General features: G+C 31.7%; 19 protein-coding genes. 13 read left to right on the top strand and 6 right to left on the bottom strand.

Annotated features, from left to right (window positions below; translation table 11 throughout):
• Positions 1-125 precede the first annotated feature (125 nt).
• The gene (locus P2G10_RS10160) at positions 126-3,578 is read right to left on the bottom strand and encodes a pyruvate carboxylase (protein WP_275316459.1); all 3,453 of its coding nucleotides are present in this window, start codon (positions 3,576-3,578) and stop codon (positions 126-128) included.
• Positions 3,579-3,708: 130 nt separating this feature from the next.
• Positions 3,709-5,373 carry an asparagine synthase B gene (asnB, locus tag P2G10_RS10155; RefSeq protein WP_275316458.1) on the bottom strand — a complete coding sequence of 555 codons (1,665 nt, stop codon included), beginning with the start codon at positions 5,371-5,373 and terminating at the stop codon, positions 3,709-3,711.
• Between the two features lie 341 nt (positions 5,374-5,714).
• On the opposite strand from asnB, the gene P2G10_RS10150 reads away from it, so the two are divergent.
• The 8 genes from P2G10_RS10150 (at position 5,715) to trpA (ending at position 14,060) form a co-directional block, all read left to right on the top strand.
• Positions 5,715-6,983, top strand: a complete 1,269-nt coding sequence (locus tag P2G10_RS10150; protein WP_275316457.1) for an aryl-sulfate sulfotransferase — start codon at positions 5,715-5,717, stop codon at positions 6,981-6,983.
• Positions 6,984-7,237: 254 nt separating this feature from the next.
• Positions 7,238-8,629: an anthranilate synthase component I family protein gene (locus P2G10_RS10145; protein WP_275316455.1), complete on the top strand. Its 1,392-nt coding sequence runs from the start codon at positions 7,238-7,240 to the stop codon at positions 8,627-8,629.
• A gap of 180 nt (positions 8,630-8,809) precedes the next feature.
• Positions 8,810-9,388 carry an anthranilate synthase component II gene (locus tag P2G10_RS10140; protein WP_275316454.1) on the top strand — a complete coding sequence of 193 codons (579 nt, stop codon included), beginning with the start codon at positions 8,810-8,812 and terminating at the stop codon, positions 9,386-9,388.
• A gap of 91 nt (positions 9,389-9,479) precedes the next feature.
• Positions 9,480-10,469, top strand: a complete 990-nt coding sequence (trpD, locus tag P2G10_RS10135) for an anthranilate phosphoribosyltransferase (RefSeq protein WP_275316452.1) — start codon at positions 9,480-9,482, stop codon at positions 10,467-10,469.
• Between the two features lie 69 nt (positions 10,470-10,538).
• Entirely contained in the window at positions 10,539-11,327 is a 789-nt protein-coding gene (gene trpC, locus P2G10_RS10130) for an indole-3-glycerol phosphate synthase TrpC (protein WP_275316451.1), read from the top strand.
• Positions 11,328-11,329: 2 nt separating this feature from the next.
• Positions 11,330-11,998: a phosphoribosylanthranilate isomerase gene (locus P2G10_RS10125; RefSeq protein WP_275316450.1), complete on the top strand. Its 669-nt coding sequence runs from the start codon at positions 11,330-11,332 to the stop codon at positions 11,996-11,998.
• Positions 11,999-12,014: 16 nt separating this feature from the next.
• On the top strand, positions 12,015-13,199 hold the full coding sequence (trpB, locus tag P2G10_RS10120) for a tryptophan synthase subunit beta (protein WP_275316449.1): 1,185 nt from the start codon (positions 12,015-12,017) through the stop codon (positions 13,197-13,199).
• Positions 13,200-13,292: 93 nt separating this feature from the next.
• Positions 13,293-14,060 (top strand): tryptophan synthase subunit alpha, encoded by a 768-nt coding sequence (gene trpA / locus P2G10_RS10115; protein WP_275316448.1) that lies wholly within the window; start codon positions 13,293-13,295, stop codon positions 14,058-14,060.
• Between the two features lie 77 nt (positions 14,061-14,137).
• Here the strand turns inward: trpA and P2G10_RS10110 are convergent, their stop codons facing one another.
• On the bottom strand, positions 14,138-14,566 hold the full coding sequence (locus P2G10_RS10110) for an FKBP-type peptidyl-prolyl cis-trans isomerase (RefSeq protein ID WP_275316447.1): 429 nt from the start codon (positions 14,564-14,566) through the stop codon (positions 14,138-14,140).
• Between the two features lie 213 nt (positions 14,567-14,779).
• Positions 14,780-15,400, bottom strand: a complete 621-nt coding sequence (locus P2G10_RS10105) for a TonB-dependent receptor plug domain-containing protein (RefSeq protein ID WP_218771300.1) — start codon at positions 15,398-15,400, stop codon at positions 14,780-14,782.
• A 123-nt stretch (positions 15,401-15,523) separates the two neighbouring features.
• On the opposite strand from P2G10_RS10105, the gene P2G10_RS10100 reads away from it, so the two are divergent.
• Entirely contained in the window at positions 15,524-18,694 is a 3,171-nt protein-coding gene (locus tag P2G10_RS10100; protein ID WP_275316446.1) for a S41 family peptidase, read from the top strand.
• A 99-nt stretch (positions 18,695-18,793) separates the two neighbouring features.
• Positions 18,794-20,908: a DNA helicase RecQ gene (recQ, locus tag P2G10_RS10095; protein ID WP_275316444.1), complete on the top strand. Its 2,115-nt coding sequence runs from the start codon at positions 18,794-18,796 to the stop codon at positions 20,906-20,908.
• 341 nt (positions 20,909-21,249) lie between these two features.
• On the opposite strand, the gene P2G10_RS10090 is transcribed toward recQ, so the two are convergent.
• Together P2G10_RS10090 and P2G10_RS10085 are read right to left on the bottom strand one after the other, a co-directional pair.
• Positions 21,250-21,873 carry a hypothetical protein gene (locus P2G10_RS10090; RefSeq protein WP_275316442.1) on the bottom strand — a complete coding sequence of 208 codons (624 nt, stop codon included), beginning with the start codon at positions 21,871-21,873 and terminating at the stop codon, positions 21,250-21,252.
• Positions 21,857-22,339: an RNA polymerase sigma factor gene (locus tag P2G10_RS10085; RefSeq protein WP_275316441.1), complete on the bottom strand. Its 483-nt coding sequence runs from the start codon at positions 22,337-22,339 to the stop codon at positions 21,857-21,859. The genes P2G10_RS10090 and P2G10_RS10085 overlap by 17 nt, the downstream gene beginning before the upstream one ends.
• Positions 22,340-22,459: 120 nt before the next feature.
• Between P2G10_RS10085 and P2G10_RS10080 the strand changes: the two genes are divergently transcribed.
• From P2G10_RS10080 to P2G10_RS10070, 3 genes are read left to right on the top strand one after another with little or no spacing between them, the layout of a single operon-like run.
• A complete protein-coding gene (locus P2G10_RS10080; RefSeq protein WP_275316440.1) occupies positions 22,460-22,966 on the top strand; it encodes a GbsR/MarR family transcriptional regulator in 507 nt (168 codons plus the stop codon).
• Positions 22,967-23,004: 38 nt separating this feature from the next.
• Entirely contained in the window at positions 23,005-23,376 is a 372-nt protein-coding gene (locus P2G10_RS10075; RefSeq protein ID WP_275316439.1) for a hypothetical protein, read from the top strand.
• A complete protein-coding gene (locus tag P2G10_RS10070) occupies positions 23,373-23,717 on the top strand; it encodes a hypothetical protein (RefSeq protein WP_275316438.1) in 345 nt (114 codons plus the stop codon). The genes P2G10_RS10075 and P2G10_RS10070 overlap by 4 nt, the downstream gene beginning before the upstream one ends.
• Positions 23,718-23,719: the final 2 nt, after the last annotated feature.

Below are 23,719 nucleotides of genomic sequence, written 5' to 3'. Positions count from 1 at the left end.
GTTGATTTTCATTTATTTATAGTGATGGTAAATATTTTTTAAACTAAGAAAGAAGGATGTTGTACGTTAATAACGTAAAAACCTCGCTTTTTTGCGAGGTTTTTTTGCTTTGTAATAATAAATTATCACGATAATCTAATTACTAAATCTTCAGAGTTAACCATTACTCCAGATTTTAAAACGATTTGTTTTATAGTTGTATCTTCTGTAGCTGTAATTGTAGTTTCCATTTTCATAGCTTCAATAATAAATAAAGGCTGGTTTTTAACCACTTTTTCACCTTCTTTTACTAAAATAGCAGATAACATTCCTTGTAATGGAGCGCCTATTTCTTTTGAATTACTTTTATCAGCTTTAGCGTTAATGATCTTATTTACTTTTATAGATTCATCTTTTATTTGCACTGCTCTTCCTTGACCATTCACTTTAAAATACACGGTAACCATTCCGTCTTCATTTGGTCTTCCAACAGAATCTAGAGTAATTAATAAAGTTTTTCCTTTATCTAATTCAACAACAATTTCTTCGCCTCTTTCCATTCCGTAAAAGAAATTCTTGGTTGGTAGGTTTAATAAACTATCGTATTTTAAATGTTTATTAAAAGTATCCGTAAATACTTTTGGGTATAATTTATAAGATAAAAAATCTGTAAAATCTATAGGCCTGCTTAAGTCGTTTTCAAATATTTTTTTAAAGTCATTATATTCTTTGTCGATATCTAAAGGCTCAATATGAGCATTTGGTCTGTCTGTGTATGGTTTTTGATCTTTTAAAATTAATTTCTGAAGATCTTTAGGAAATCCGCCAACTGGTTGTCCTAAATCTCCTTTAAAGAAACTAACTACCGATTGCGGAAAAGAAATTGTATCACCACGTTCTAAAACATCCTGAACCGTTAAGTTATTACTTACTAAATACTGTGCCATGTCACCAACTACTTTAGAGCTTGGTGTAACTTTTACAATATCACCAAAAAGGTGATTTACATCGCCATACATTTTGGTAATTTCATGAAAACGATCTTCTAATCCTAATGCTTGTGCTTGTGGTTTTAGATTTGAGTACTGACCACCCGGAATTTCATGTTTAAAAACTTCACCAGAACCTGATTTTAAACCAGATTCAAACGGATAATAATATTCTCTTACTGTTTCCCAATAGTTAGAGTACTCGTTTAAAGAATCAATATTTAAATTACTTTCTCTATCATTAAATTTCATCATTTCTACAACCGAATTAAAATTAGGTTGTGATGTTAACCCTGATAATCCGCCAAGGGCGACATCCACCACATCAACTCCGGCTTCAATAGCTTTTAAATAAGTAGCTGATTGAATAGACGATGTGTCGTGTGTGTGTAAATGAATAGGAATATTTACTTCTTGCTTTAATGCAGAAACCAACTCGAAAGCTGCATACGGTTTTAATAAGCCAGCCATATCTTTAATTGCTAAAATATGTGCACCGGCATTTTCGATGTCTTTGGCTAAAGTGGTATAGTATTTAAGGTTGTATTTTGTATTCTTCGGATTTAAAATGTCGCCTGTATAACAGATTGATCCTTCTGCTAAACCATTCGTTTTATTACGAACATGCTCGATGCATGGCGCTATAGATTTCATCCAATTTAAAGAGTCGAAAATTCTAAAAATATCTACACCTTTTTCCCAAGATTGTTGCACAAAACTTTCAATTAAATTGTCAGGATACGCTGTGTATCCAACTCCGTTAGAACCTCTAATTAACATTTGAAGCAATACGTTTGGCATCGATTTACGTAACAATTGTAAGCGTTCCCACGGATTTTCTTGTAAAAAACGCATACAAACATCAAAAGTTGCGCCTCCCCAAACCTCCATACTAAAAATACCTGGGTTGTTTTTTGCGTAACCTTCTGCTACTTTTAACATATCAAAAGTTCGCATTCTGGTAGCTAATAAACTTTGATGTGCATCTCGCATCGTGGTATCTGTAAAATGAACTTTCTTTTCATTTTTTAACCACTGAGAAAATTTTTCAGGACCTAATTCTGTTAATAAATCTTTTGTTCCTTTAGGGAAGCTAGCATTTGCATCAAACTTAGGAACAATAGGTTTTACGAATGTTTTTGTTGGATCTATTTTTTTAACGTCCGGATTCCCATTTACAATAACGTCTCCTAAATAAGTAACTAATTTCGTAGCCCTATTTCTTGGAGCTTTAAAAATAAATAAATCAGGTGTTTCTTTGATGAAATTAACAGTTACTTCTCCTTTTCTAAAGGTTTCATGTTTTAGAATGTTGTCAAGGAAAGGCATGTTTGTTTTTACACCTCTAATTCTAAATTCGGCTAAAGCTCTACGAACTTTTCTACAAGCACCATCTAAAGTTCTGCTATTTGCTGTAACTTTTACAAGCATCGAATCGAAAAATGGCGAAATAACTGCGCCTTGATAAACACTACCAGCGTCTAAGCGAATTCCGAATCCAGACGCACTTCTGTAAGTCGTAATTTCTCCGTAATCTGGTTTAAAATCGTTTTGTGGGTCTTCAGTTGTAATTCTACATTGCAGGGCATAGCCATTTACTTTTACGGCTTCTTGGTTTGGTATTTTTATTTGTTGATCAGCTAGTTTATATCCACCAGCAATAAATAGTTGAGTTTTTATTAAATCTATATTTGTTACCACTTCGGTAACCGTATGTTCTACCTGAACTCTTGGATTTACTTCAATAAAATAGATGGCGTCATCATCGTCAACCAAAAATTCTACAGTACCAATATTATTATAATCAACAGCTTTACAAATATCGATAGCATATTTATAAAGCGCATCTTTTATTTCTTGTTTTAAATCAAATGACGGCGCAAATTCAATTACTTTTTGATAGCGACGTTGCACAGAGCAATCGCGTTCGAAAAGATGTACTGTGTTTCCGAAATTATCGGCAACAATTTGAATTTCTATGTGTTTCGGATTTTCTACAAATTTCTCCAAAAAAACGGTGTCATCTCCAAATGCATTTAGTGCTTCACGCTTACTTTCGTTAAAAGCTCTTTTTAATTCGTCGGCTTTTCTAATAACACGCATTCCTCTTCCGCCACCACCAGAAGCAGCTTTTAACATAATTGGATAGCCAATTATTTCAGCTTCACTTAAAGCAACATCAATATTTATTAAAGGCTTTTCGTTACTTCTTATTACGGGAATGTTATTTGCAACAGCAACCTCTTTTGCTGTAATTTTATCTCCTAAAGATTTTAATACAGACACTTTGGGTCCAATAAAAATAATACCATTATCCTCACACTTCTGAGCAAGATCTGCATTTTCAGATAAAAAACCATAACCAGGATGCACTGCATCGGCACCACTTTCTAATGTAACTCTAATAATTTCATCAATATTTAAATACGGTTTTAGCGGCGCATTATTTTCTCCTATTTGATAAGACTCATCTGCTTTATATCTGTGTAATGAATATCTATCTTCAAAGGTGTAAACACCTACTGTTTTAACATTGATTTCTGTACAGGCTCTAAAAATTCTGATAGCAATTTCTCCTCTGTTTGCGACAAGTACTTTTTTTATTTTCATTCTTTTTATGATGTGTTTAGAAAGCGGTTAACGAACGTTCGCTATAAATGTAATAAATGCTAATGAGATTATCAATTAATTTTTGAATTAGAATATTATAGTTTGTTAACTGTCAACTTAAAAACTGATTTTAGTACGCGTCGTCATGTACACTCATTATTGCTCTTCCCGATGGTTCGTTCATGTTCTTAAAAGCCTCATCCCATTCTAATGCAATTTTTGTGCTACAAGCAACACTTGGCTCTTGCGGAACACTTAGTGCAGCGGTATCACTAGGAAAATGGGCTTCGAAAATAGTTCTGTAATAAAACTCCTCTTTGTTTTGTGGCGTTTGTATCGGGAACCTAAATTTAGCATTTGCCAGTTGCTCCTCTGTAACTTCTTTATCTACTACTTCCTTTAAAGTATCAATCCAATCATAACCTACACCATCAGAAAATTGTTCTTTTTGTCTCCAAGCAACACTTTCTGGCAACATATCTTCAAATGCCTTTCTAATCACCCATTTTTCCATACGTTCTCCGTTAATCATTTTGTCTTTCGGATTGATACGCATAGCAACATCTATAAATTCTTTATCTAAAAACGGCACACGACCTTCAATTCCCCAAGCCATTAAACTTTTGTTAGCTCGTAAGCAATCGTACATGTGTAATTTATCTAATTTACGAACCGTTTCTTCGTGAAATTCTTGTGCATTTGGTGCTTTGTGAAAATATAAATAGCCTCCAAAAATTTCATCGGCTCCTTCTCCAGATAATACCATTTTAACGCCCATCGATTTAATAACTCTCGCCATTAAATACATTGGTGTAGAAGATCGAATAGTAGTTATGTCGTACGTTTCGATGTTATAAATTACATCTTTAATAGCGTCTAATCCTTCTTGAATAGTGAACTTTATTTCATGGTGTACTGTACTAATATGATCGGCAACTTTTTGAGCTGCCGCTAAATCTGGTGAGCCTTCTAATCCAACAGAAAAAGAGTGTAATTGAGGATACCAAGCTTCCGATTTATCGTCTGATTCTATTCTTTTTTGCGAATACTTTTTAGCAATTGCTGATATTACAGAAGAATCTAATCCGCCTGAAAGTAAAACACCATAAGGCACATCACTCATTAATTGTCTGTGTACAGCAGCTTCTAAAGCTTCTTTAACTTCTGCAATACTAGTTTCGTTTTCTTTTACAGCTTCGTACTCTGACCATTCTCTTTTGTACCATTGTACAAATTTTCCGTCTTTACTCGACATATAATGCCCTGGAGGAAATAATTCAATTTTAGTACAAACACCTTCTAAAGCTTTTAATTCAGAAGCAACATAAAAAGTTCCGTTTTGATCCCAGCCAACATATAAAGGAATAATCCCCATATGATCACGAGCAATAAAATACTCATCTTTTTCCATATCGTACAAAGCGAAGCCGAAAATTCCGTTTAAATCATCAATAAAATCAACACCCTTTTCTTTATACAATGCTAAAATTACTTCACAATCAGAAGCTGTTTGAAACTCATAAGAACCTGTAAGATTTTTAGCTAATTCTCTGTGGTTATAGATTTCTCCGTTTGCGGCTAAAATTAACTTTTTATCAGCACTAAATAACGGTTGTTGTCCAGAAGCGGGGTCAACAATTGCCAAACGCTCATGTGTCATGATAACTTTAGTATCACTATAAATTCCGCTCCAATCTGGCCCACGATGTCTAATTTTTTTAGACATTTCTAATAGCTGAGGTCTTAAACTCTCAGGAGACTCTTTTAAATCAAACGCACATACAATTCCACACATAATTTTATATTTTTATTCCTCAGTTAAATTGAGGTTTTTAGTTCTTATTTATATTGCAAATTACGGTATTTTGTTTTTTTTTATAAATAGTTTTGTTTGAAATGATTACATATGTAATTTATTTGTGTTGTTTTTTTAATTTTAATTAATAATTTTAACTACTTTGTTTTTTTTTAGATATAAAAACAACTGAGAGTAATTTTTTGGTTGCAATTTCATTGTGTTTTGGTAGTTGTTTTTTATAGGTTATAAATATATAAAGCAAATAAGATTTTAATTGAATTAGATGTGGTTGTTTGATAATTAATTAACTTTACGTTCTATTAATAAAAAAAAGTTTTATGAAAAAGTTATTGGGTAGTTGTTTTTTTTTGTGTGTAATTTATAGTTGTGGTAAGTCAGAAGATCAACAAGAAGATGTTCTTTTAACGTCAAATATAGAAGTTTATGAAGAAGGTTTAATAGACGATAGCTTAGTGTTGGCTGTTGAAAACGGAGCAGATAAATCTTATTTATTAGACAAAGCAGGAAATAAAATTAAAACTTGGGATTTCGATTTGAAATTAGGTAATGATTTAGAAATTATGTCTGATGGGAAGTTGTTGGGTATGTTTAAGGTTGATGATCCTGCTTTTTCATTTGGAGGTGGCGGCGGAATCATTAGAGTTCTAAATATTGACGGAAGTGTTGATTGGGAATATAAATATGCAACAGAAAATCATTTAGCACACCATGATGTCGAAATGTTACCAAACGGGAATATTATTTTTCTTGCTTGGGAAAGAATAACGAAATCAGAAGCTAAACTAAATGGCGTTGAAACAGAGGGAGATATATTTCCAGAGGTGTTGGTTGAGGTAAATCCAAATACAAACACTATAGTATGGGAATGGCATAGTTTTGATCATATAATACAAGATAAATTGCCTAGTAGTACATTGACATATGGTGTGTTAAGTGAGAATCCTCAGAATATTAATATTAACTATTATTCTATAGATAATGGTGATATTATGCACGCTAACGGAATAGATTATGATGCCGAAAAAGACGTAATTTATATTAGTGTTAATTATTATGGAGAAGTATGGGTTGTCGATCATAGTACAACATTACTTGAAGCAAAAACGAGTTTGGGAGGTAATTATGGCAAAGGAGGTGATTTGTTGTATCGTTTTGGTAATCCTAAAGCTTATAACAGTGTTTTTGGTGAACGCATGTTTTCTAGAAATCATTTTCCTAATTTTTTAGAAAAAAATATACCAGGAGCAGGCAATGTTTTGGTTTATATGAATGGAAATGATGTAGGTCAGTCTACTGTTTATGAATTAAAAATGCCTGAAGTTTTTGAATTAAAAACCGAAGAAAGTAATGAACCAAATGTGGTTTGGAGCTTTACTGATTCGGAGTTATTTTATGGTAAAATTTCTGGAGCAACAAGATTGAAAAATGGTAACACATTAATTTGCGAAGGAGATTATGGTTTTTGGGAAATAACTCCAGAGAAGGAAGTTGCATGGAAGTATAATGGAGGTAAGGTTTCTTTTTGGAGAGGTTATCCATATACTTGGGATTCTCCAGAAATCAAAAGTTTAAAATTAAAAAAATAATTTTGCAGAATCAAAAATCTGTCATACATTTGTGGTATAATGATGAAACAAAACAACATATGGTGGTGGAACTCTCTTAATAGTTAAGTGAGAAGATACCTATATGTATATACTATAAAGGAAAGGCTTATCTCACGATAAGCCTTTTTTGTTTTTTAACAATTAAATTATTGTCTCCTCGAGCGCAGTCGAGAGGTTATAGACAAGAAAAGAGATTAAATTGGTCTCGACTGCGCTCGACCTGACAAGTTAATATGGAAAAAATAAAATTTAACACAATAACAAAAAGTAAAATTTCTGATACAATAACACCTGTAGGTTTGTATTTGCGTTTTAGAGATAAATATGCTAACACTTTATTATTAGAGAGTTCAGATTACCATAGTAAAGAAGAAAGTTTTTCTTTTATAGCTATCGAACCAGTGGTTACAATGAAGGTTGAGGATCATAATTTTACTGTTTCTAAACAAGGAAAAACAATTTCAGAAAGTAAAATAGATAAGAACTTTTACAGCTTGTTTGATGGTTTTTCAAAGTCGATCGCTTTAGATTGCCCCCCAGCACTAAAATCATTTAACGGTTTATACGGATATTCAACCTATGATAGCGTTCAATATTTCGAAAACATACAGTTAAATGTAAAAGATGCGCCGTCTAAGATACCTGTAATGCAATACAGTTTTTACCGATTCATTATAGCAATCAATCATTTTAATGATGAAATGACGTTGATTGAAAATATTGAAGAAGGAACAGAGTCGAGAATTTCAGAAATAGAAACTATAATAGAAGCGCAGGCTTTTAATACACAAAAATTTGAAATTAGCGGAGAAGAAACCTCAAATTGTACCAATGATGATTTTAAAGAATATGTAGTAAAAGCAAAAGCACACTGTAAGCGTGGCGATGTTTTTCAGTTGGTATTATCACGCCAGTTTCAACAAAAATTTAAAGGAGATGAATTTAATGTGTATCGAGCATTACGTTCTATAAACCCGTCGCCATATTTATTTTATTTCGATTATGGTTCTTTTAAATTAATGGGATCTTCACCTGAAGCTCAAATTAAAATAAATGAAGGAAAAGCCATTATAAATCCAATTGCCGGAACTTTTAGGCGTACCGGAGATATGGCAGAAGACATAAAACTAGGTAAGCAATTATCCGAAGATAAAAAAGAAACTGCAGAACATGTAATGTTGGTAGATTTGGCAAGAAATGATTTGAGTAAACATGCCGACAATGTAAAAGTTGAGGTGTTTAAAGAAGTGCAATATTTTAGCCACGTAATTCATTTAGTATCTACCGTAAAAGGGAGTATTACAGGAAACCCGATAGAAATTGTAGGAGATACTTTTCCTGCCGGAACTTTAAGTGGAGCACCAAAATACAAAGCGATGCAATTAATTGATACTTACGAAAATCAATCTCGCGGATTTTATGGTGGGGCAGTCGGAATCATCGGTTTAGATGGTTCGGTAAATCTTGCCATCGCAATTCGCTCTTTCGTTAGTAAAAATAACGTACTGTATTATCAGGCAGGCGCAGGAATTGTAATTCATTCCGACGAAGAAAAAGAATTGCAAGAAGTAAATAATAAATTAGCAGCACTAAAAAAAGCGTTGACTTTAGCTGAAAATATTTAGGGCGTTTTAACAGGCTTTCCACTACATCTTTTTATTGAAAAAAATAAAAAGGATGCCGTTTCAATCCTTAACGCAAAAATAAATTTTAAGTTTTTACAACGAAGTAATCTCTTAATTAATAAACAAACAGATTGCCACAGCAAAAGAATAAATTTGCTTGGCAATGACAACTAGAAAAAAATGAAAATATTAATACTAGATAATTACGATTCGTTTACCTATAATTTGGTGCACATGATAGAAGATATTACAGGTAATTTACCTGATGTGTATCGAAATGACGAAATTTCTGTAACTGAAATAGATAGGTACGATGCCATTATTTTATCACCAGGACCTGGAATTCCTGATGAAGCGGGTATTTTAAAAGAGGTTATAAAACAATACGCAGGTAAAAAACCTATTTTTGGTGTTTGCTTAGGTTTACAAGCAATTACAGAAGTTTTTGGAGGAAGTATAGAAAACATGGGAGAAGTTTTTCATGGCGTTGCCACAGAAATGGAAATTGTGAATAAAGAGGCTGTTATTTTTAAAGGAGTTCCGCAAAAATTTCAAGCGGCAAGATATCATTCTTGGATTGCTTCAAATGAAAACTTCCCATCAGAAATTAATATTACAGCTGTAGATGAAGATGGCGGAATTCAAGCAATTGAACACAGTGTATTTAATATGTCGGCAGTACAATTTCATCCTGAGTCAATCTTAACAGAAGTTGGTGAGCAGATTGTTAGAAATTTCTTAGATAATATTAAAAAGTAACGTCATTACGAGTACAACGAAGTAATCTCTTAATAGATAAACAGGTTGCCATAGCAAATTATCATTTGCTTTGCAATGACAAGATTAAATTATGAAACAAATATTAAACGATTTATATCAGCATAAAAAATTAACAAAACAACAAGCAAAACAAGTTTTGATTGATATTGCTTCGGGCAAATTCAACGAAGCGCATTTGGCTTCTTTTATGACCGTTTTTATGATGCGCCCTATTTCGGTTGACGAGCTTTCGGGTTTTAGAAATGCGTTGATAGAATTAGCCATAAAAGTAGATTTTTCTGAGTATAACACCATTGATATTGTTGGTACAGGTGGCGACGGAAAAGATACTTTTAATATTTCTACCTTAACGTCTTTTATTGTTGCTGGTACCGGACAAAAAGTGGCAAAACATGGTAATTATTCGGTGTCATCTCAATCAGGTTCGTCTGATATGTTAGAGAGTTTCGGATATGAATTTACCAATGATGAAGCTGTTTTAAAATCGCAATTAGAGCAAGCTAATATTTGTTTTTTACACGCACCAAAATTTCACCCGGCAATGAAAGCGGTAAGTGCAACTAGAAAAGCATTAGCGTTAAAAACATTTTTTAACATGTTAGGTCCGTTAGTAAACCCTAGCTCACCTAAAAATCAATTATTAGGAACTTTTAATTTAGAAGTTGCCCGTTTGTATAATTATATTTTACAAGAAGAAAATAGAAATTACGGTATTGTTCACGCTTTGGATGGTTATGATGAAATATCTTTAACAAGCGGTTTTAAATTGTTTACCAAAAATGGAGAACAATTAATTAATCCAGAAGATATAGGGCAGAAAAGGACAGAACAATCAGCTATATTTGGAGGAGAATCTGTTGCTGATGCCGCAAAAATATTCAAAAGTATAATTGAAGGAAACGGTACCGAGGCACAAAATAGTGTGGTGTTAACAAATGCAGCATTTGCCTTAAAAATTGTTGATGACAAGAAGAGTTTTCAAGAAGCTTACGAAGAAGCAAAAGATTCTTTATTAGGATTAAAAGCATATCAAACATTAAATAAACTAGTAAATATATAATGTCTACTCGAGCGCAGTCGAGAGGTTTTAGATCTCGACTGCGCTCGACCAGACAAATTTAAAATAGAAATGACAATACTCGATAAAATAATAGCGTTTAAAAAAACAGAAATAGCCAAGATTAAAGCAGAAGTTCCTGTAAGTAAATTGGTTGAAAGTCCGAATTTTAAAAACGCACCGTTTTCATTAAAAAAAGAGCTATTAAAAGTAGGTTCAACAGGTATAATAGCTGAATTTAAACGTCAATCTCCTTCAAAAGGAATCATTAACGATAAAGCTACTATCTTAGAAGTTACGGAAGGTTATTTAGATGCAAATGTAGCAGCACAATCAATTTTAACAGATACTTCTTTTTTTGGTGGAACCATGGCCGATTTATTGGAGGCTAGAACGGTAAACCAGTTACGACCAATTTTAAGGAAAGATTTTATTGTTGACGGATTTCAAATTGTTGAGGCTAAAGCAATCGGTGCAGATGTTATCTTATTAATTGCAGCTTGTTTAACAAAGCAAGAACTTAAAAATTACGGTCAGTTAGCAAACGATATAGGTTTAGAGGTTTTGTATGAAGTTCATACACAAGAGGAATTAGATAAGATTAACGATTTAGATAATAAGATTATCGGAATTAATAATCGTAATTTAAAAACTTTCGAGGTAGATTTAGAACATTCTATAAAACTGGCTAGTCAAATACCAAATACAGCAATTAAGGTTTCTGAAAGCGGAATTTCTGATCCAAGAATTATAACAGGATTAAAAGAACATGGTTTTCAAGGTTTTTTAATTGGTGAAACTTTTATGAAAACCGATAATCCGGGATTAGCTTGTAAAGAATTCATTGATCAAATACGATAACTATGAAACTGAAAGTTTGTGGAATGAAATACATAGAAAATATCCAACAAGTTGCAGAGTTGCAACCTGATTATTTAGGGTTTATTTTCTATGAGAAATCAAAAAGAAATTTTGAAGGTATCATTCCTGATTTGCCAAAAGAAATAAAAAAAGCAGGTGTTTTTGTAAATGAAATTCCAGAAATAGTAGTTTCATTAGTAGAAGAGTATGGTTTAAATATGGTGCAGCTTCATGGCGATGAATCACCAGATTATTTACAAAAGTTAACAGCAGTTTTTAAAGAAAGTATTGCAGAAAAACATCAAAAGGCAAAATACAAAATGCCTGAGCTGGTGAAAGTTTTTGGAATTAAAGATGCGTTTGATTTTGATACTTTATATCCATATTTAGAAATGGTTGATTATTTTTTGTTTGATACAAAAGGAAGAGAACGAGGAGGAAACGGAATTACTTTTAATTGGCAGGTTTTAGAGAATTATCCTTTTGAAAAACCATTCTTTTTAAGTGGCGGAATTGGACTAGAAGAAACATCAGAAATTAAAAAATTACAAGCAACAAACTTACCTATTTATGCTTTAGATGTAAATAGTAAGTTTGAAAGTGCACCCGGAATTAAGAAAGTAAAAGAATTAAAAAAATTTAAAAATAACGTTTTTGCAAACTCGCAATAACAGAATAACAGAAAATATGAAATCAAAATTTCACCCAGATAAGAATGGATATTTTGGACAATTTGGAGGGGCTTTTATTCCTGAGTTATTACACCCAAATGTAAAAGAATTAAAAGATAATTACATTCAAATAATAGAATCTAAAGAGTTTCAAGAAGAATATAAGTCTTTGTTAAAAGATTATGTTGGTAGACCAACACCATTATATTTAGCAGAACGTTTATCTGAAAAATACGGTGCACATATTTATTTGAAAAGAGAAGACTTATGTCACACAGGAGCGCACAAGGTAAATAATACCATTGGGCAAGTTCTAATTGCTAAGAAATTAGGTAAAACCAAAATCATTGCGGAAACTGGTGCAGGACAGCATGGTGTTGCAACAGCAACAGTTTGTGCATTAATGGGCTTAGATTGTACTGTTTTTATGGGTGAAAAAGATATTGTTAGACAAGCACCAAATGTAGCAAGAATGAAAATGTTAGGAGCAAAAGTTATAGCAGCGACTTCTGGTTCAAAAACATTAAAAGACGCTACAAATGAAGCGATAAGATATTGGATTCAAAATCCAGAAACGTTTTATTTAATTGGTTCTGTAGTTGGCCCGCATCCACATCCTGATATGGTTGCTCGCTTACAGGCGGTAATTTCTGAAGAGATGAAATGGCAATTAAAAGAAAAGACTGGGAAAGAAAATCCGGATACTATTATTGCTTGCGTTGGTGGAGGTAGCAATGCCGCTGGAGCTTTTTATCATTATCTTGATGACGAAGATGTTGAGCTAATTGCTGTTGAAGCTGCTGGTTTGGGTGTTAACTCTGGTGAAAGTGCTGCAACTTCTCAATTAGGAGAAGTAGGTGTAATTCACGGAAGTAAAACTATTTTAATGCAAGATGAATATGGCCAAATTGTGGAGCCGTATTCAATTTCAGCAGGATTAGATTATCCCGGAGTTGGTCCTTTACATGCTTATTTACATGAATCAAAACGAGCGAAATTTATGAACGCAACTGATAAAGAAGCGTTGGATGCAGCTTATGAATTAACAAAAATAGAAGGTATTATTCCTGCTTTAGAAACAGCACATGCTTTGGCTGTTTTACCTAAAATGGATTTGAAAAAAGACCAAGTTGTAGTTATTAATTTATCTGGAAGAGGAGATAAAGATTTAGAAACATATATCAAGTATTTAGAAGATTAAATTTTAAAATCGTCGTTACGAGAAGGAATAACGAAGTAGTCTTTTTAGGAGATTACTTCACTACGTTCGCAATGACAGAATGAAGTATAAAACATGAATTCAATAAAAAAAGTTTTTCAAAATCAAAGTCAAAATTTATTATCTATTTTCTTCACGGCAGGTTTTCCGAAGTTAGATGACACTGCAAAAATTGTTGCTGATTTAAGTAATAGTGGTGTAGATTTTATAGAAGTAGGTTTGCCTTATTCAGATCCTTTAGCAGATGGTCCGACGATACAAAATAGTAGTTCGGTTGCGTTAAGTAACGGAATGAATCTTGATGTAGTTTTTGAGCAGTTATTAGCCATAAAGGATACAAATAAAACGCCATTAGTTTTAATGGGATATTTGAATCAGATTATAAAATATGGTGAAGATAAGTTTTGTAAAAAAGTAAAAGAAACAGGAATTGATACTGTAATTATTCCGGATTTACCAATGATTGAATATGAAAATCATTATCAGGAATTGTTTAAGAAATACGAAATAACAAACGTGTTTTTAATTACGCCAAATACATCTGAAGAAAGAATTCGTAAAATTGATTCGTTAACAGAAGCTTTTATTTACGTAGTAGCATCAGCTTCAATTACTGGAGCAAAAGGGGAGATTTCATCACAACAAATCGATTATTTTAATCGAATTAATGCCATGAAATTACAAAGTAAATTAATTGTTGGCTTTGGTATTTCTGATAAGAAAACATTTACAACGGCTTGTAAATATATGAATGGAGCAATTATAGGTTCGGCCTTTGTTAAAGAACTAGATGCAAACGGAATTGCAGGAGTTGGCAATTTTATAAAATCAATTAAAAAATAATATATCTTATAAATATAAACCGCCTATTGTTTTTAATAAGCGGTTTGTTATTTTACAAAGATGTTAATCTTCTGTTGTTAGTTAATAGCAACAACTTCAAGATCAAAAATAAGTTCTTTACCAGCTAAAGGGTGATTACCATCAATAATAACACTCTCTTCTTTAACTTCAGTAATAACTAAGTTGAATTCTTGTCCGTCAGGAGATTTAGAGACAAGTCCCATACCTACTTGAGGAGCCATATCCTGAGGAAGATCAGTTTTATTTACTTCCTGAATCAAATTTTCGTTAACATCACCATATGCTTCCTCTTTAGCAATTGTAATGGTTTTCTTTTCGTTTAATTTCATATCAATTAAACCTTTTTCAAAACCAGGTATTAATCGTCCTTCTCCTAAAGTAAATTCTATAGGCTCTTTTCCTTCAGAACTATCAAAAATTTGTCCGTCAGATAATTTACCTGTGTAGTTTACTTTAACTGTGTTGTTTTCTTTTACTTGACTCATACTTATGATTGTTTAATTTAAAAAAATACTCCTTTACATAATTCTTATGCTGTAAGTATTTTAATATCTTATACTAGTAACCACTAAAACCAAGCCAAAGCTGAAAAAGCAGCATTTTTTTTAGTTATAAAATATATTATCTATAATAAGAGAGAACTAAAATATTATTATTATTTGCCTTACTAAACGCTGTAAGTGTTGTTTTTAGGGTTATTAATTAGTTGTAACTTCAATAACACCATTTGCGCCTCTAACACCGTAAATAGCTGTGTCAGTTCCTTTCAATACTTTTATACGTTTTATGTCAGCGGGTGAGATGTTTGCAAAAATCTCTTGTGCTACTTGCATCTTGTTTACAACAAATAAAGGTATTGTAGATCCATTAATAGAATTAGATCCTCTAACCGTAATTGTTTTATTAATTACGGTTACACCAGGAACTTGCCCATTTATATAATCATAAATGTCTTTGTATTGAAATGAAGACATTGAGTTTTGGACGATTACATTTGATGGTTTTTGAATTGTAACATTAGCGCGTTGGCTTTTTATTATAATTCGATTGTATTTTTTTCCATCATAATTTATAGTATTGATTCCATGAAGAGGAGAAAAGGCCGTCATTTTTTTTATATTTTTTTTGCTTGTGCCTTTAAATATTCCTTTAGAATCTGTTTTAGAAGTTTGTTTTACATCATCAAAGAGGACAACAGCGTTTGGAATAGGGTTGTTATTACTATCTTTAACGACAATAAATACATTTTTTTCTTGTTGAGAAAACACTGTGTTAGATAAAGATAGTGTTAAAATTAAAAGGAGATTGATAGTTTTCATGATTGTTTTTTTTATAAAGATATGGATTAATTTCTTTTTTTTTTTGAAAACACTGTTAAAAAGTCTTAAAGTTTTCTGATAATAATACGAATACTTTAATTTCGTTTACATAAAAATAATCGGATGTCTAAAAAAAATCTATTTCTACTCGCAATGCTATTTAGTTTTGGTGTTGCAATTTCTCAAAATTCTTTAATTCGAAAACCTGCTATTAGTAATGATGGTTCAAAAATGGCATTTAGTTATTATGGAGATATTTGGATGTACAACTTAAATAGTAAGCAATCAAAAAGATTAACAATTCATAAAGGATATGAAAGTAATCCCGTGTGGAATATTGATGATACCGAAATCGCATTTTCATCAAACAGAAAAGGAAATGACAACGTATTTATAACGTCTCTTAACGGTGGTGTGCCAAAACAACTAACGTATTATCCAACGACGAATATTCCTACAGATTGGACATCAAAAGATGCCATTGTATTTACAACAGGAAGAGTTTATCGCGGTCCAGAATGGGATAAACAAATGTATACCGTAAATGAAAATGGCGGAACACCAGAACGATTATTAACAGCTTACGGTGAGTTAGCGTCAGTTTCTCCTAACGGAAAATTAATAGCGTTTACCAAAGGAGCTTGTCGTATTGCTCGTGAAGACTATTCGGGTTCTGCACAAAGAGATATTTGGATTTATAACACAGATACCAAAAAATACAATCAAATTACCACAAGTAACAAAAACGACCATTCTCCTAAATGGGATGCTGCCGGAAACTTATATTATATCGGCGCAAAGAGTGGACGCTATAATGTATATAAACAAGTCATTTCATCAAACGGAACGGCTAATGGAAACGCAACCCAATTAACATCAGAGAAAAAAGATGGAGTTAGAGAGTTTTCAGTGAGTAGTAACGGAGCATTTATTTACTTAAGTGGTGTAAATTTATTTAAGGTTGAAGATGGTTTGGCACAAAAAATAACCTTAAACCTTTCTTCGGATAATCGTTTTGAAGAAGAGATAACAAAAACAGTTACAAACGGAATTAGTAGTTACGCAGTTTCACCTAACGGAAAAAGTATTGCACTTGAAATTAACGGTGAAATTTTTGTAAAAGAAAACAATAAAGAAAAGAAACGTTCTAATAACGTAAGTAAGCATTTATTTAGAGATCGTAATCCGCAATGGATAAATGATAAAACAGTTGTTTTTTCTTCGGATAGAGGCGGGGTTTATCAATTATATAGCGCAGTTTCTACAGATACATTAGTTGGTTTACATCGTAGTTTAAAAACAAAGGTGACGAAATTAACGAATCATAAAGAAGATGTAATGGGATCATTAGTATCACCTGACAGAAAAAAAATTGCCTATCAAGTTGGTCGCGGAATTTTAATGATTGCTGATTTAAAAGATGGAAAGATTATTAAGGCCAAAGAATATTCAAATTCTTGGGCAGCTGCCGAAGGTGTTTCTTGGAGTCCGGATAGTAAATACATTGCATATTCTCAAGAAGATTTAAATTTTGATAGCGAAATATTCATTCAATCGATTGCTGATAAATCTAAAAAAATGAATGTTTCTATGCATCCACGAAGTGATGCAAATCCGGTTTGGAGTGCAGATGGTAAAAAATTAGCATTTTTATCAAACAGAAGCGGAATGAACTATGATGTTTGGATGGTTTGGTTAGATAAAACGGATTGGGAGAAATCGAAAATTGATCACGAAGAAGGAAGTTATTATCCAGCGGAAAAAGAAAAAAAAGAAGATAAGTCTGACAAAAAGGATAAGAAAAAGAAGAAAAAAATAGTTGTTGTTAAAATAGATCAAGATAAAATTTACGATCGTTTAGTACAAGTAACTTCTTTACAGGATAATGAATACAGTCCGATGTTTAGTGCCGACAGTAAATTTATTTATTTTTCAGCAACAGATCCTGCAAGTAAAAAAAGAAGCACTTATAAAGTAAAGTGGGATGGAAGCAAGCCAAAAGCGATTAAAAGTGTAAGCGGTGCAAGAGGAATATCAGAAAATAAAGGGAAAGTTTATTTTACTTCAAGAGGAAGTTTAAATCAGTTAGATACCAAATCAGATAAAGTAACGAAGCTACCACATTCTGCAACTTATACTAAAAATAGTAAAAAAGAATACGAGCAGGTTTTTGAAGAAGGTATTAGAGTGTTAACAGCTGGCTTTTACGATCCAGAATTTCACGGCTATGATTGGAGTAGCTTAGTAAAAAGATACAGACCTTGGGTTTTATCAGCAACAACACATCAAGATTATACATATATGTATAATTTATTGTTGGGGCAGTTAAATGCGAGTCACATGGGATATAGAGGCTCAGCTCCTAAAACCATAAACGACAAAGTAGGTTTACTAGGTTTAGATGTAATAAATACGAAAGGCGGCGTAAAAGTGAATTATATTTTAGAGAATACGGTTGCTGATAAATCGAAAAGTACTTTAAAAGTAGGTGATGTTATTACTGCTGTAAATGGAAATGAAATAGCTAAAAACACTAACTTTTATCAGCTATTGAAAAATACACAAGGTAACGAAGTATTATTGAGTTTAAAGAACGGAAAAGATGTTGTGTTAAGACCGCAACGATCTATTAGAAGTCAACAATATGAAGCTTGGATAACGTCTCGTAAAAAATTAGTTGACGAATACTCAAACGGGCAATTAGGATATATTCATATTCAGGGAATGAATATGCCAAGTTTCGAGCGTTTTGAACGTGAGTTAAAAGCAAGTGGATACGGAAAAAAAGGAATTGTAATTGATGTACGTTATAACGGTGGTGGTTGGACAACCGACCGATTAATGGCTGTTTTAAATGTAGATCAACATGCGTATACGGTACCGAGAGGCGCTGCTAAAAGTTTAAAGAATAATAAGAAATTCAATAAAAATTACCCTTTTAACGAACGTGCAATTTTGTCGGTAAATACAAAGCCAGTGGTTGCTTTGTGTAATGAAAATAGTTATTCGAATGCTGAGATTTTTTCACATGCATTTAAAAACTTAGGTTTAGGTAAATTAGTAGGACAACCGACATTCGGAGCCGTAGTTTCTACAGGATCTGCAAGATTACAAAACGGATCTATTCGTATGCCGTTTAGAGCTTGGTTTGTGAAGAAATCAGGAAAGAATATGGAGAATGAAGCACCTGCAGTTCCAGATTATTTAGTGAAAAATGCTCCGGGTTGGAAAGAAAGAGGAGAAGACGCTCAATTACAAAAAGCAATTGAGGTTTTATTACAAGATTTAAAGTAACTGTTCGTTATCTATTATAAATAATGTTGAAATAGCACTAAAAACAAAATGAAGCATAGAAATTATTTTCTATGCTTTTTTTATGATTATTTTTGCAATATGATGCAGCTTACAGAAATAGACTTACTTGTAAAATTAAAAGCAAACTTTGGTTACGATAGCTTTCGGTTACAGCAACAAGCAATTATCGAAAATGTTTTAAACAATAAAGACACTTTGGTAATTATGCCAACTGGTGGAGGAAAATCGATATGTTTTCAATTACCAGCATTGTTTTTTGAAGGTATAACCGTAGTTGTTTCTCCGTTAATAGCCTTGATGAAAGATCAGGTAGATAGTTTAAAAGCAAACGGTATCGCAGCTACTTATTATAACAGTAGTCAATCATCCGAAGAACAACAACAAGTTTTTGATTCGGTTATAAATAAAACTGTAAAGCTGTTGTATGTTGCTCCAGAAAGTTTATCGTTGCTTCAAAATATTTTAAATCCAAATTACGTTAGTTGTATTGCGATTGATGAAGCGCACTGTATTTCTGCTTGGGGTCATGATTTTAGACCGTCGTATAAACAATTATCGTTCTTAAAAAAAACATTACCAAATGTACCTATTGTGGCGTTAACCGCAACGGCAGATAAAGCTACTCAAGAAGATATTTTAGAGCAATTAGCAGTTCCGCATGCTACTAAATATGTAAGTTCTTTTAACAGAGAAAACATCAGTTTAGAGGTGCGTCCTGCAAACGATAGAGTTCAGCAGATTATTAAATTTATTAATAAAAAACCGAATGAAGCTGGTATTGTGTATTGTTTAAGTAGAAAGGCTACGGAACAATTAGCAGGTAAATTAAAGCAGCAAAATATAAATGCGAAAGCATATCATGCAGGATTAAATTTTGAGGAACGCGCCAAGAATCAAGAAGATTTTATTAAAGACGAAGTTCAAATTATTTGTGCAACGGTTGCATTTGGAATGGGAATAGATAAGTCGAATGTGCGTTGGGTAATTCATTATAACATGCCCAAAAATATCGAAGGATATTATCAAGAAATAGGTCGTGCTGGGCGTGACGGATTACCAGCACAAGCATTACTTTTTCATAGTTATGCGGATGTAATTCAGCTGCGTCAGTTTATTGCAAATACAAGTAATAAAGAAGTTCAGGAAGCAAAGTTAGATAGAATGAAGCAGTTTGCAGAAGCAACTGTGTGTAGACGAAAAATATTGTTGAGTTATTTTGGAGAACTGATTGAGAAAAATTGTGGTAATTGTGATGTTTGTAAAAATCCGGTACAGTTTTTCGATGGAACAATTATAGCGCAAAAAGCTCTTTCTGCTATTTATCGTCTGCAAGAAAAAGAAGCTATGGGAACGGTTATTGATGTTTTACGTGGCGCAAAAAATGCGGCGGTTTTAGATAAAAATTATCAAAATTTAAAAACATACGGAATAGGAAATGATATTTCTTGGCAACACTGGCAACATTATATTATTCAATTGATAAATCAAGGGTATTGCCAGATAGCATTTCACTTAAACAATACGTTACACTTAACAGATTTTTCTAAAAAAGTACTTTTTGATAAAGAAAAAATTCAACTAACAACTCCAGTAGAAATCAAATCTACTGAAAAAGCTATCAAAGCAAAAGGTAAAAAAACATCTAAATCAGTCGTAAAAGATACTTTATTTGAACGTTTACGTAAACTACGATACAGAATTGCTCAGGAAGAAAATATTGCTGCATATTTAGTTTTTAGTGATGCTACTTTACGTGAGTTAGAAAATGAGCGTCCGCAAACAGATAATGCCTTTTTAGCAATTAGTGGAGTAGGGCAGCGTAAATTAGAAGTGTATGGTGGCGAATTTATGGAAGAGATTAAAATTTTTGTAAAAGAGAAAAAGAAAGGAAAAAAAGATACAACACTCGAAACTTATAATTTATACAAAGAAGGTTTTTCGATTGATGAAATAGCAGATAAGCGAAACTTAAAAGCACAAACTATATTTTCGCATTTATCTAAATTGTATTTAGAAGGTAAAGATGTGAGTTTAGATGAATTTATTGATGCGGCAACTATTAAGCTAATAGCAAATGCTAAAAAAGTATTAAAAAACGAACCCACTTTAAAGCCTTATTTCGAGTTTTTAGGAGAGAAGGTTCCATACGAACAAATACGAATTGGATTGACGATTTTACAGAAGAAGCGATAAGTCTTTTTAGTTGTGTTTTGTGTAAAGTAATTGTGAATATAGCACGAAATAAAACGTCAGTTCGAGTAATTTTAGTGCAGTAAAACTCAATTAAAATGTATCGAGAACTAGTAAGTACCTTCTCGACACAAAATTATCTTCCATTTGCATTCCAACAATTTCACTCGAAGTGACGGGTGTTTATCAGTTGTTTTTTGCTATAAAATAGTTAGATTATTTTATGTCAGTTCGAGTAATTTTAATGTAGTGAAACGGAATTGAAATGTATCGAGAACTAATGAATAGCTTCTCTATACAATATTGTTTTATATTCTAATAACTATATACATAATATACTTTAGCTATTCTTCATTTTTTAAGTCTTCCATTTCTATAATAACTGCATCTAATTTAGAAATTAATCCGGCATATAAAATTTTAGTTGAAATAGTATAAACGACTCTTCCAATAATTGAAACGACAACAGCAACTAGTAACCCGACGGCTATAATTTTTAAGAATGAAGTATCCGAAGAAATAAATTTAGATAAAAAATTTTTTTCTTTAATAGTAAAAGCAAGAGCAAAAATTGACAAAACAGCTAGCGGTATTGCAAATACAAATAGCTTTTTAGTGGCTTTCATTATTATATTTATAATGCTTTTATATTTTTTTAAATATGTTAGGTTGTCAGATGTAACATCAATAGTTTTAAATTTTTTCAATAAATTGTTATTAAAAAAATAGAGACATAAAATTAAAAAAGCACCGTAAAACCCAATAATTGCTTCAGAAAATAGTGTCATACCAATAGCAACTATTATGGCCATAGGAATTAATCCTTTGTTATCAATTTCGTAAGTTCTTTTAATTTTTGCAATTATTGATTTTGATTTTTGATTGTATAAATTATTTATTTTTGGGGCAATTAAAGTTTCTTCTTTAATGAAGGCTTCATTCCATATTTTTTCAATTGATTTTTCCATCTAATATTACTTTTAATTGTTTTTTAATTCTGTTAATACGAACGGCGATATTATTTGAGCTCGTTCCAATAATTTCTGCAATTTCTTTGTGCGGATTTTCTTCTAAATGCAATAAAATTACCGCTCTGTCGACTTCAGATAATTTTTTAATAGCATCGTACAACAAGTTTAAACTTTCGTTTTGAAAAGCAGTGTTTTTCTCAGATTCTTCAGTAAGAATTTCAATAGTATTATGCTTGCGTTTATTCTTTTTAGAAAGCGTTAAGCAAATATTTAAGGTTATTCGATAAATCCAAGTACTCCATTTAGATTTTTTTTGAAAAGCATCTCTGCTTTTCCAAATTTGTAAACAAGCTTCTTGATAAAAATCTTCAAAATCTTCTTGAGAGTCCGTATAAGCTCTACATATTTTAATTATAATACCTTTATGAGGTACAATAGATGTTGTGTAAAAATCGTTACTCAAAATTGTGTTTTATTAATTAGTATTCGCTTGATTAAAAGTATTACAAGATAATTGATAAAATTTAAATATTTTATTTTCAATAATTATTGAAAGTTTAATAATTAGTTGTATATTTGCCTTATGAATTTAGATGACGCAAAATTAAAATACATTCATACTTGGGGAAGTTTAGCTACAAGTTGGGGAATTAATAAGACAATGGCGCAAGTACACGCCTTATTGTTAGTGTCAACCAAACCAATGTCTGCAGATGCTATTATGGAAACTCTAAAAATATCTAGAGGAAACGTAAATATGAATGTAAGAGCATTAATTGATTGGGGAATTGTAAGTAAAGAGTTTGTAATAGGAGAGCGTAAGGAGTTTTTTGTAGCTGATAAAGATATTTGGGAATTGTTTAAGCAAGTTACTAAAGAGCGCAAGAAAAGAGAGATTGAACCTGTTTTAAAAGTTTTAGACGAGTTACAAAACGATGTAAATGATAACTCTGAAGATGCAATGGAGTTTAAAAAAGTAATGAAAGATTTAGCTACCGTAACAAATACAGTTAATACTATTCTTGATAAAACAATTAAGGCCGATGAGCATTGGTTATTATCAAACTTTACCAAAATGATAAAAAAGTAAAAAAATTTAAAATAAAACTTTCAAATATTCCTGAAACTATGAAAATAAGTATCTCAATAATGACATGGATTAATAGAGTTTTAATGATTCCGTTTTTAATGCTCTTAATTTTATCAATTATAGAAAAAGACCTACTCTCTTTAGCAGCTATTTTAGCCTTTGTGATAGGAGTTTTTCAGGTGTTTTCATTCTTGTTTACCTTATTTTATTCGGGTAGTATTAACAAGTTTGAACGGAAATTAATGTTTATTTATGGTATAGCAGTTGTACTTTATTTTGGTGCTTGTTTTTTTGTTGGTGAATATAATGCCAATAAGAATCATATTGTTTATTACATATTATGCGCTATACCAGTAATCTTATCAATTCATTGGACTTATATTTTAGAAATGATAAAAAAAGAAATATGAGTCAATTCACATATATAATATACCTATTGCTATCAAGTGCAATTGTTCTTAGGGTAGGAGAGGCTTGTTATAAAAACGGACAAGTATATATTCTAAATTATTTTCCTGATAGAATCAATTTTGGAAACGGTATAAATAATCTTTTAAGAATAGCTTATTATTTATTAAACATTGGTTTAATCGTTTGGAGTTTAAATACAATGAATCAAATAAATAGTTTAGAAGAAGTAATATTAGAAATAACAAAGAGGTTGAGTTATATGATTCTTATAATTGCCTCACTCCATTTTATCAATATTTATACAGTTTATTTAATTCACAAACACTTTAAAAATCAATAACT

The organism is Tenacibaculum bernardetii, from assembly GCF_029125915.1.
Lineage (GTDB): Bacteria > Bacteroidota > Bacteroidia > Flavobacteriales > Flavobacteriaceae > Polaribacter > Polaribacter bernardetii.
This window is presented reverse-complemented; position numbering and strand designations above follow the sequence as displayed.

Bases quoted from the DNA above. Each gene is read 5' to 3' on its own strand.
- P2G10_RS10160 (WP_275316459.1), bottom strand. From the start codon at position 3,578: ATGAAAATAAAAAAAGTACTTGTCGCAAACAGAGGAGAAATTGCTATC.
- asnB (WP_275316458.1), bottom strand. From the start codon at position 5,373: ATGTGTGGAATTGTATGTGCGTTTGATTTAAAAGAGTCTCCTGAGAGT.
- P2G10_RS10150 (WP_275316457.1), top strand. From the start codon at position 5,715: ATGAAAAAGTTATTGGGTAGTTGTTTTTTTTTGTGTGTAATTTATAGT.
- P2G10_RS10145 (WP_275316455.1), top strand. From the start codon at position 7,238: ATGGAAAAAATAAAATTTAACACAATAACAAAAAGTAAAATTTCTGAT.
- P2G10_RS10140 (WP_275316454.1), top strand. From the start codon at position 8,810: ATGAAAATATTAATACTAGATAATTACGATTCGTTTACCTATAATTTG.
- trpD (WP_275316452.1), top strand. From the start codon at position 9,480: ATGAAACAAATATTAAACGATTTATATCAGCATAAAAAATTAACAAAA.
- trpC (WP_275316451.1), top strand. From the start codon at position 10,539: ATGACAATACTCGATAAAATAATAGCGTTTAAAAAAACAGAAATAGCC.
- P2G10_RS10125 (WP_275316450.1), top strand. From the start codon at position 11,330: ATGAAACTGAAAGTTTGTGGAATGAAATACATAGAAAATATCCAACAA.
- trpB (WP_275316449.1), top strand. From the start codon at position 12,015: ATGAAATCAAAATTTCACCCAGATAAGAATGGATATTTTGGACAATTT.
- trpA (WP_275316448.1), top strand. From the start codon at position 13,293: ATGAATTCAATAAAAAAAGTTTTTCAAAATCAAAGTCAAAATTTATTA.
- P2G10_RS10110 (WP_275316447.1), bottom strand. From the start codon at position 14,566: ATGAGTCAAGTAAAAGAAAACAACACAGTTAAAGTAAACTACACAGGT.
- P2G10_RS10105 (WP_218771300.1), bottom strand. From the start codon at position 15,400: ATGAAAACTATCAATCTCCTTTTAATTTTAACACTATCTTTATCTAAC.
- P2G10_RS10100 (WP_275316446.1), top strand. From the start codon at position 15,524: ATGTCTAAAAAAAATCTATTTCTACTCGCAATGCTATTTAGTTTTGGT.
- recQ (WP_275316444.1), top strand. From the start codon at position 18,794: ATGATGCAGCTTACAGAAATAGACTTACTTGTAAAATTAAAAGCAAAC.
- P2G10_RS10090 (WP_275316442.1), bottom strand. From the start codon at position 21,873: ATGGAAAAATCAATTGAAAAAATATGGAATGAAGCCTTCATTAAAGAA.
- P2G10_RS10080 (WP_275316440.1), top strand. From the start codon at position 22,460: ATGAATTTAGATGACGCAAAATTAAAATACATTCATACTTGGGGAAGT.
- P2G10_RS10075 (WP_275316439.1), top strand. From the start codon at position 23,005: ATGAAAATAAGTATCTCAATAATGACATGGATTAATAGAGTTTTAATG.
- P2G10_RS10070 (WP_275316438.1), top strand. From the start codon at position 23,373: ATGAGTCAATTCACATATATAATATACCTATTGCTATCAAGTGCAATT.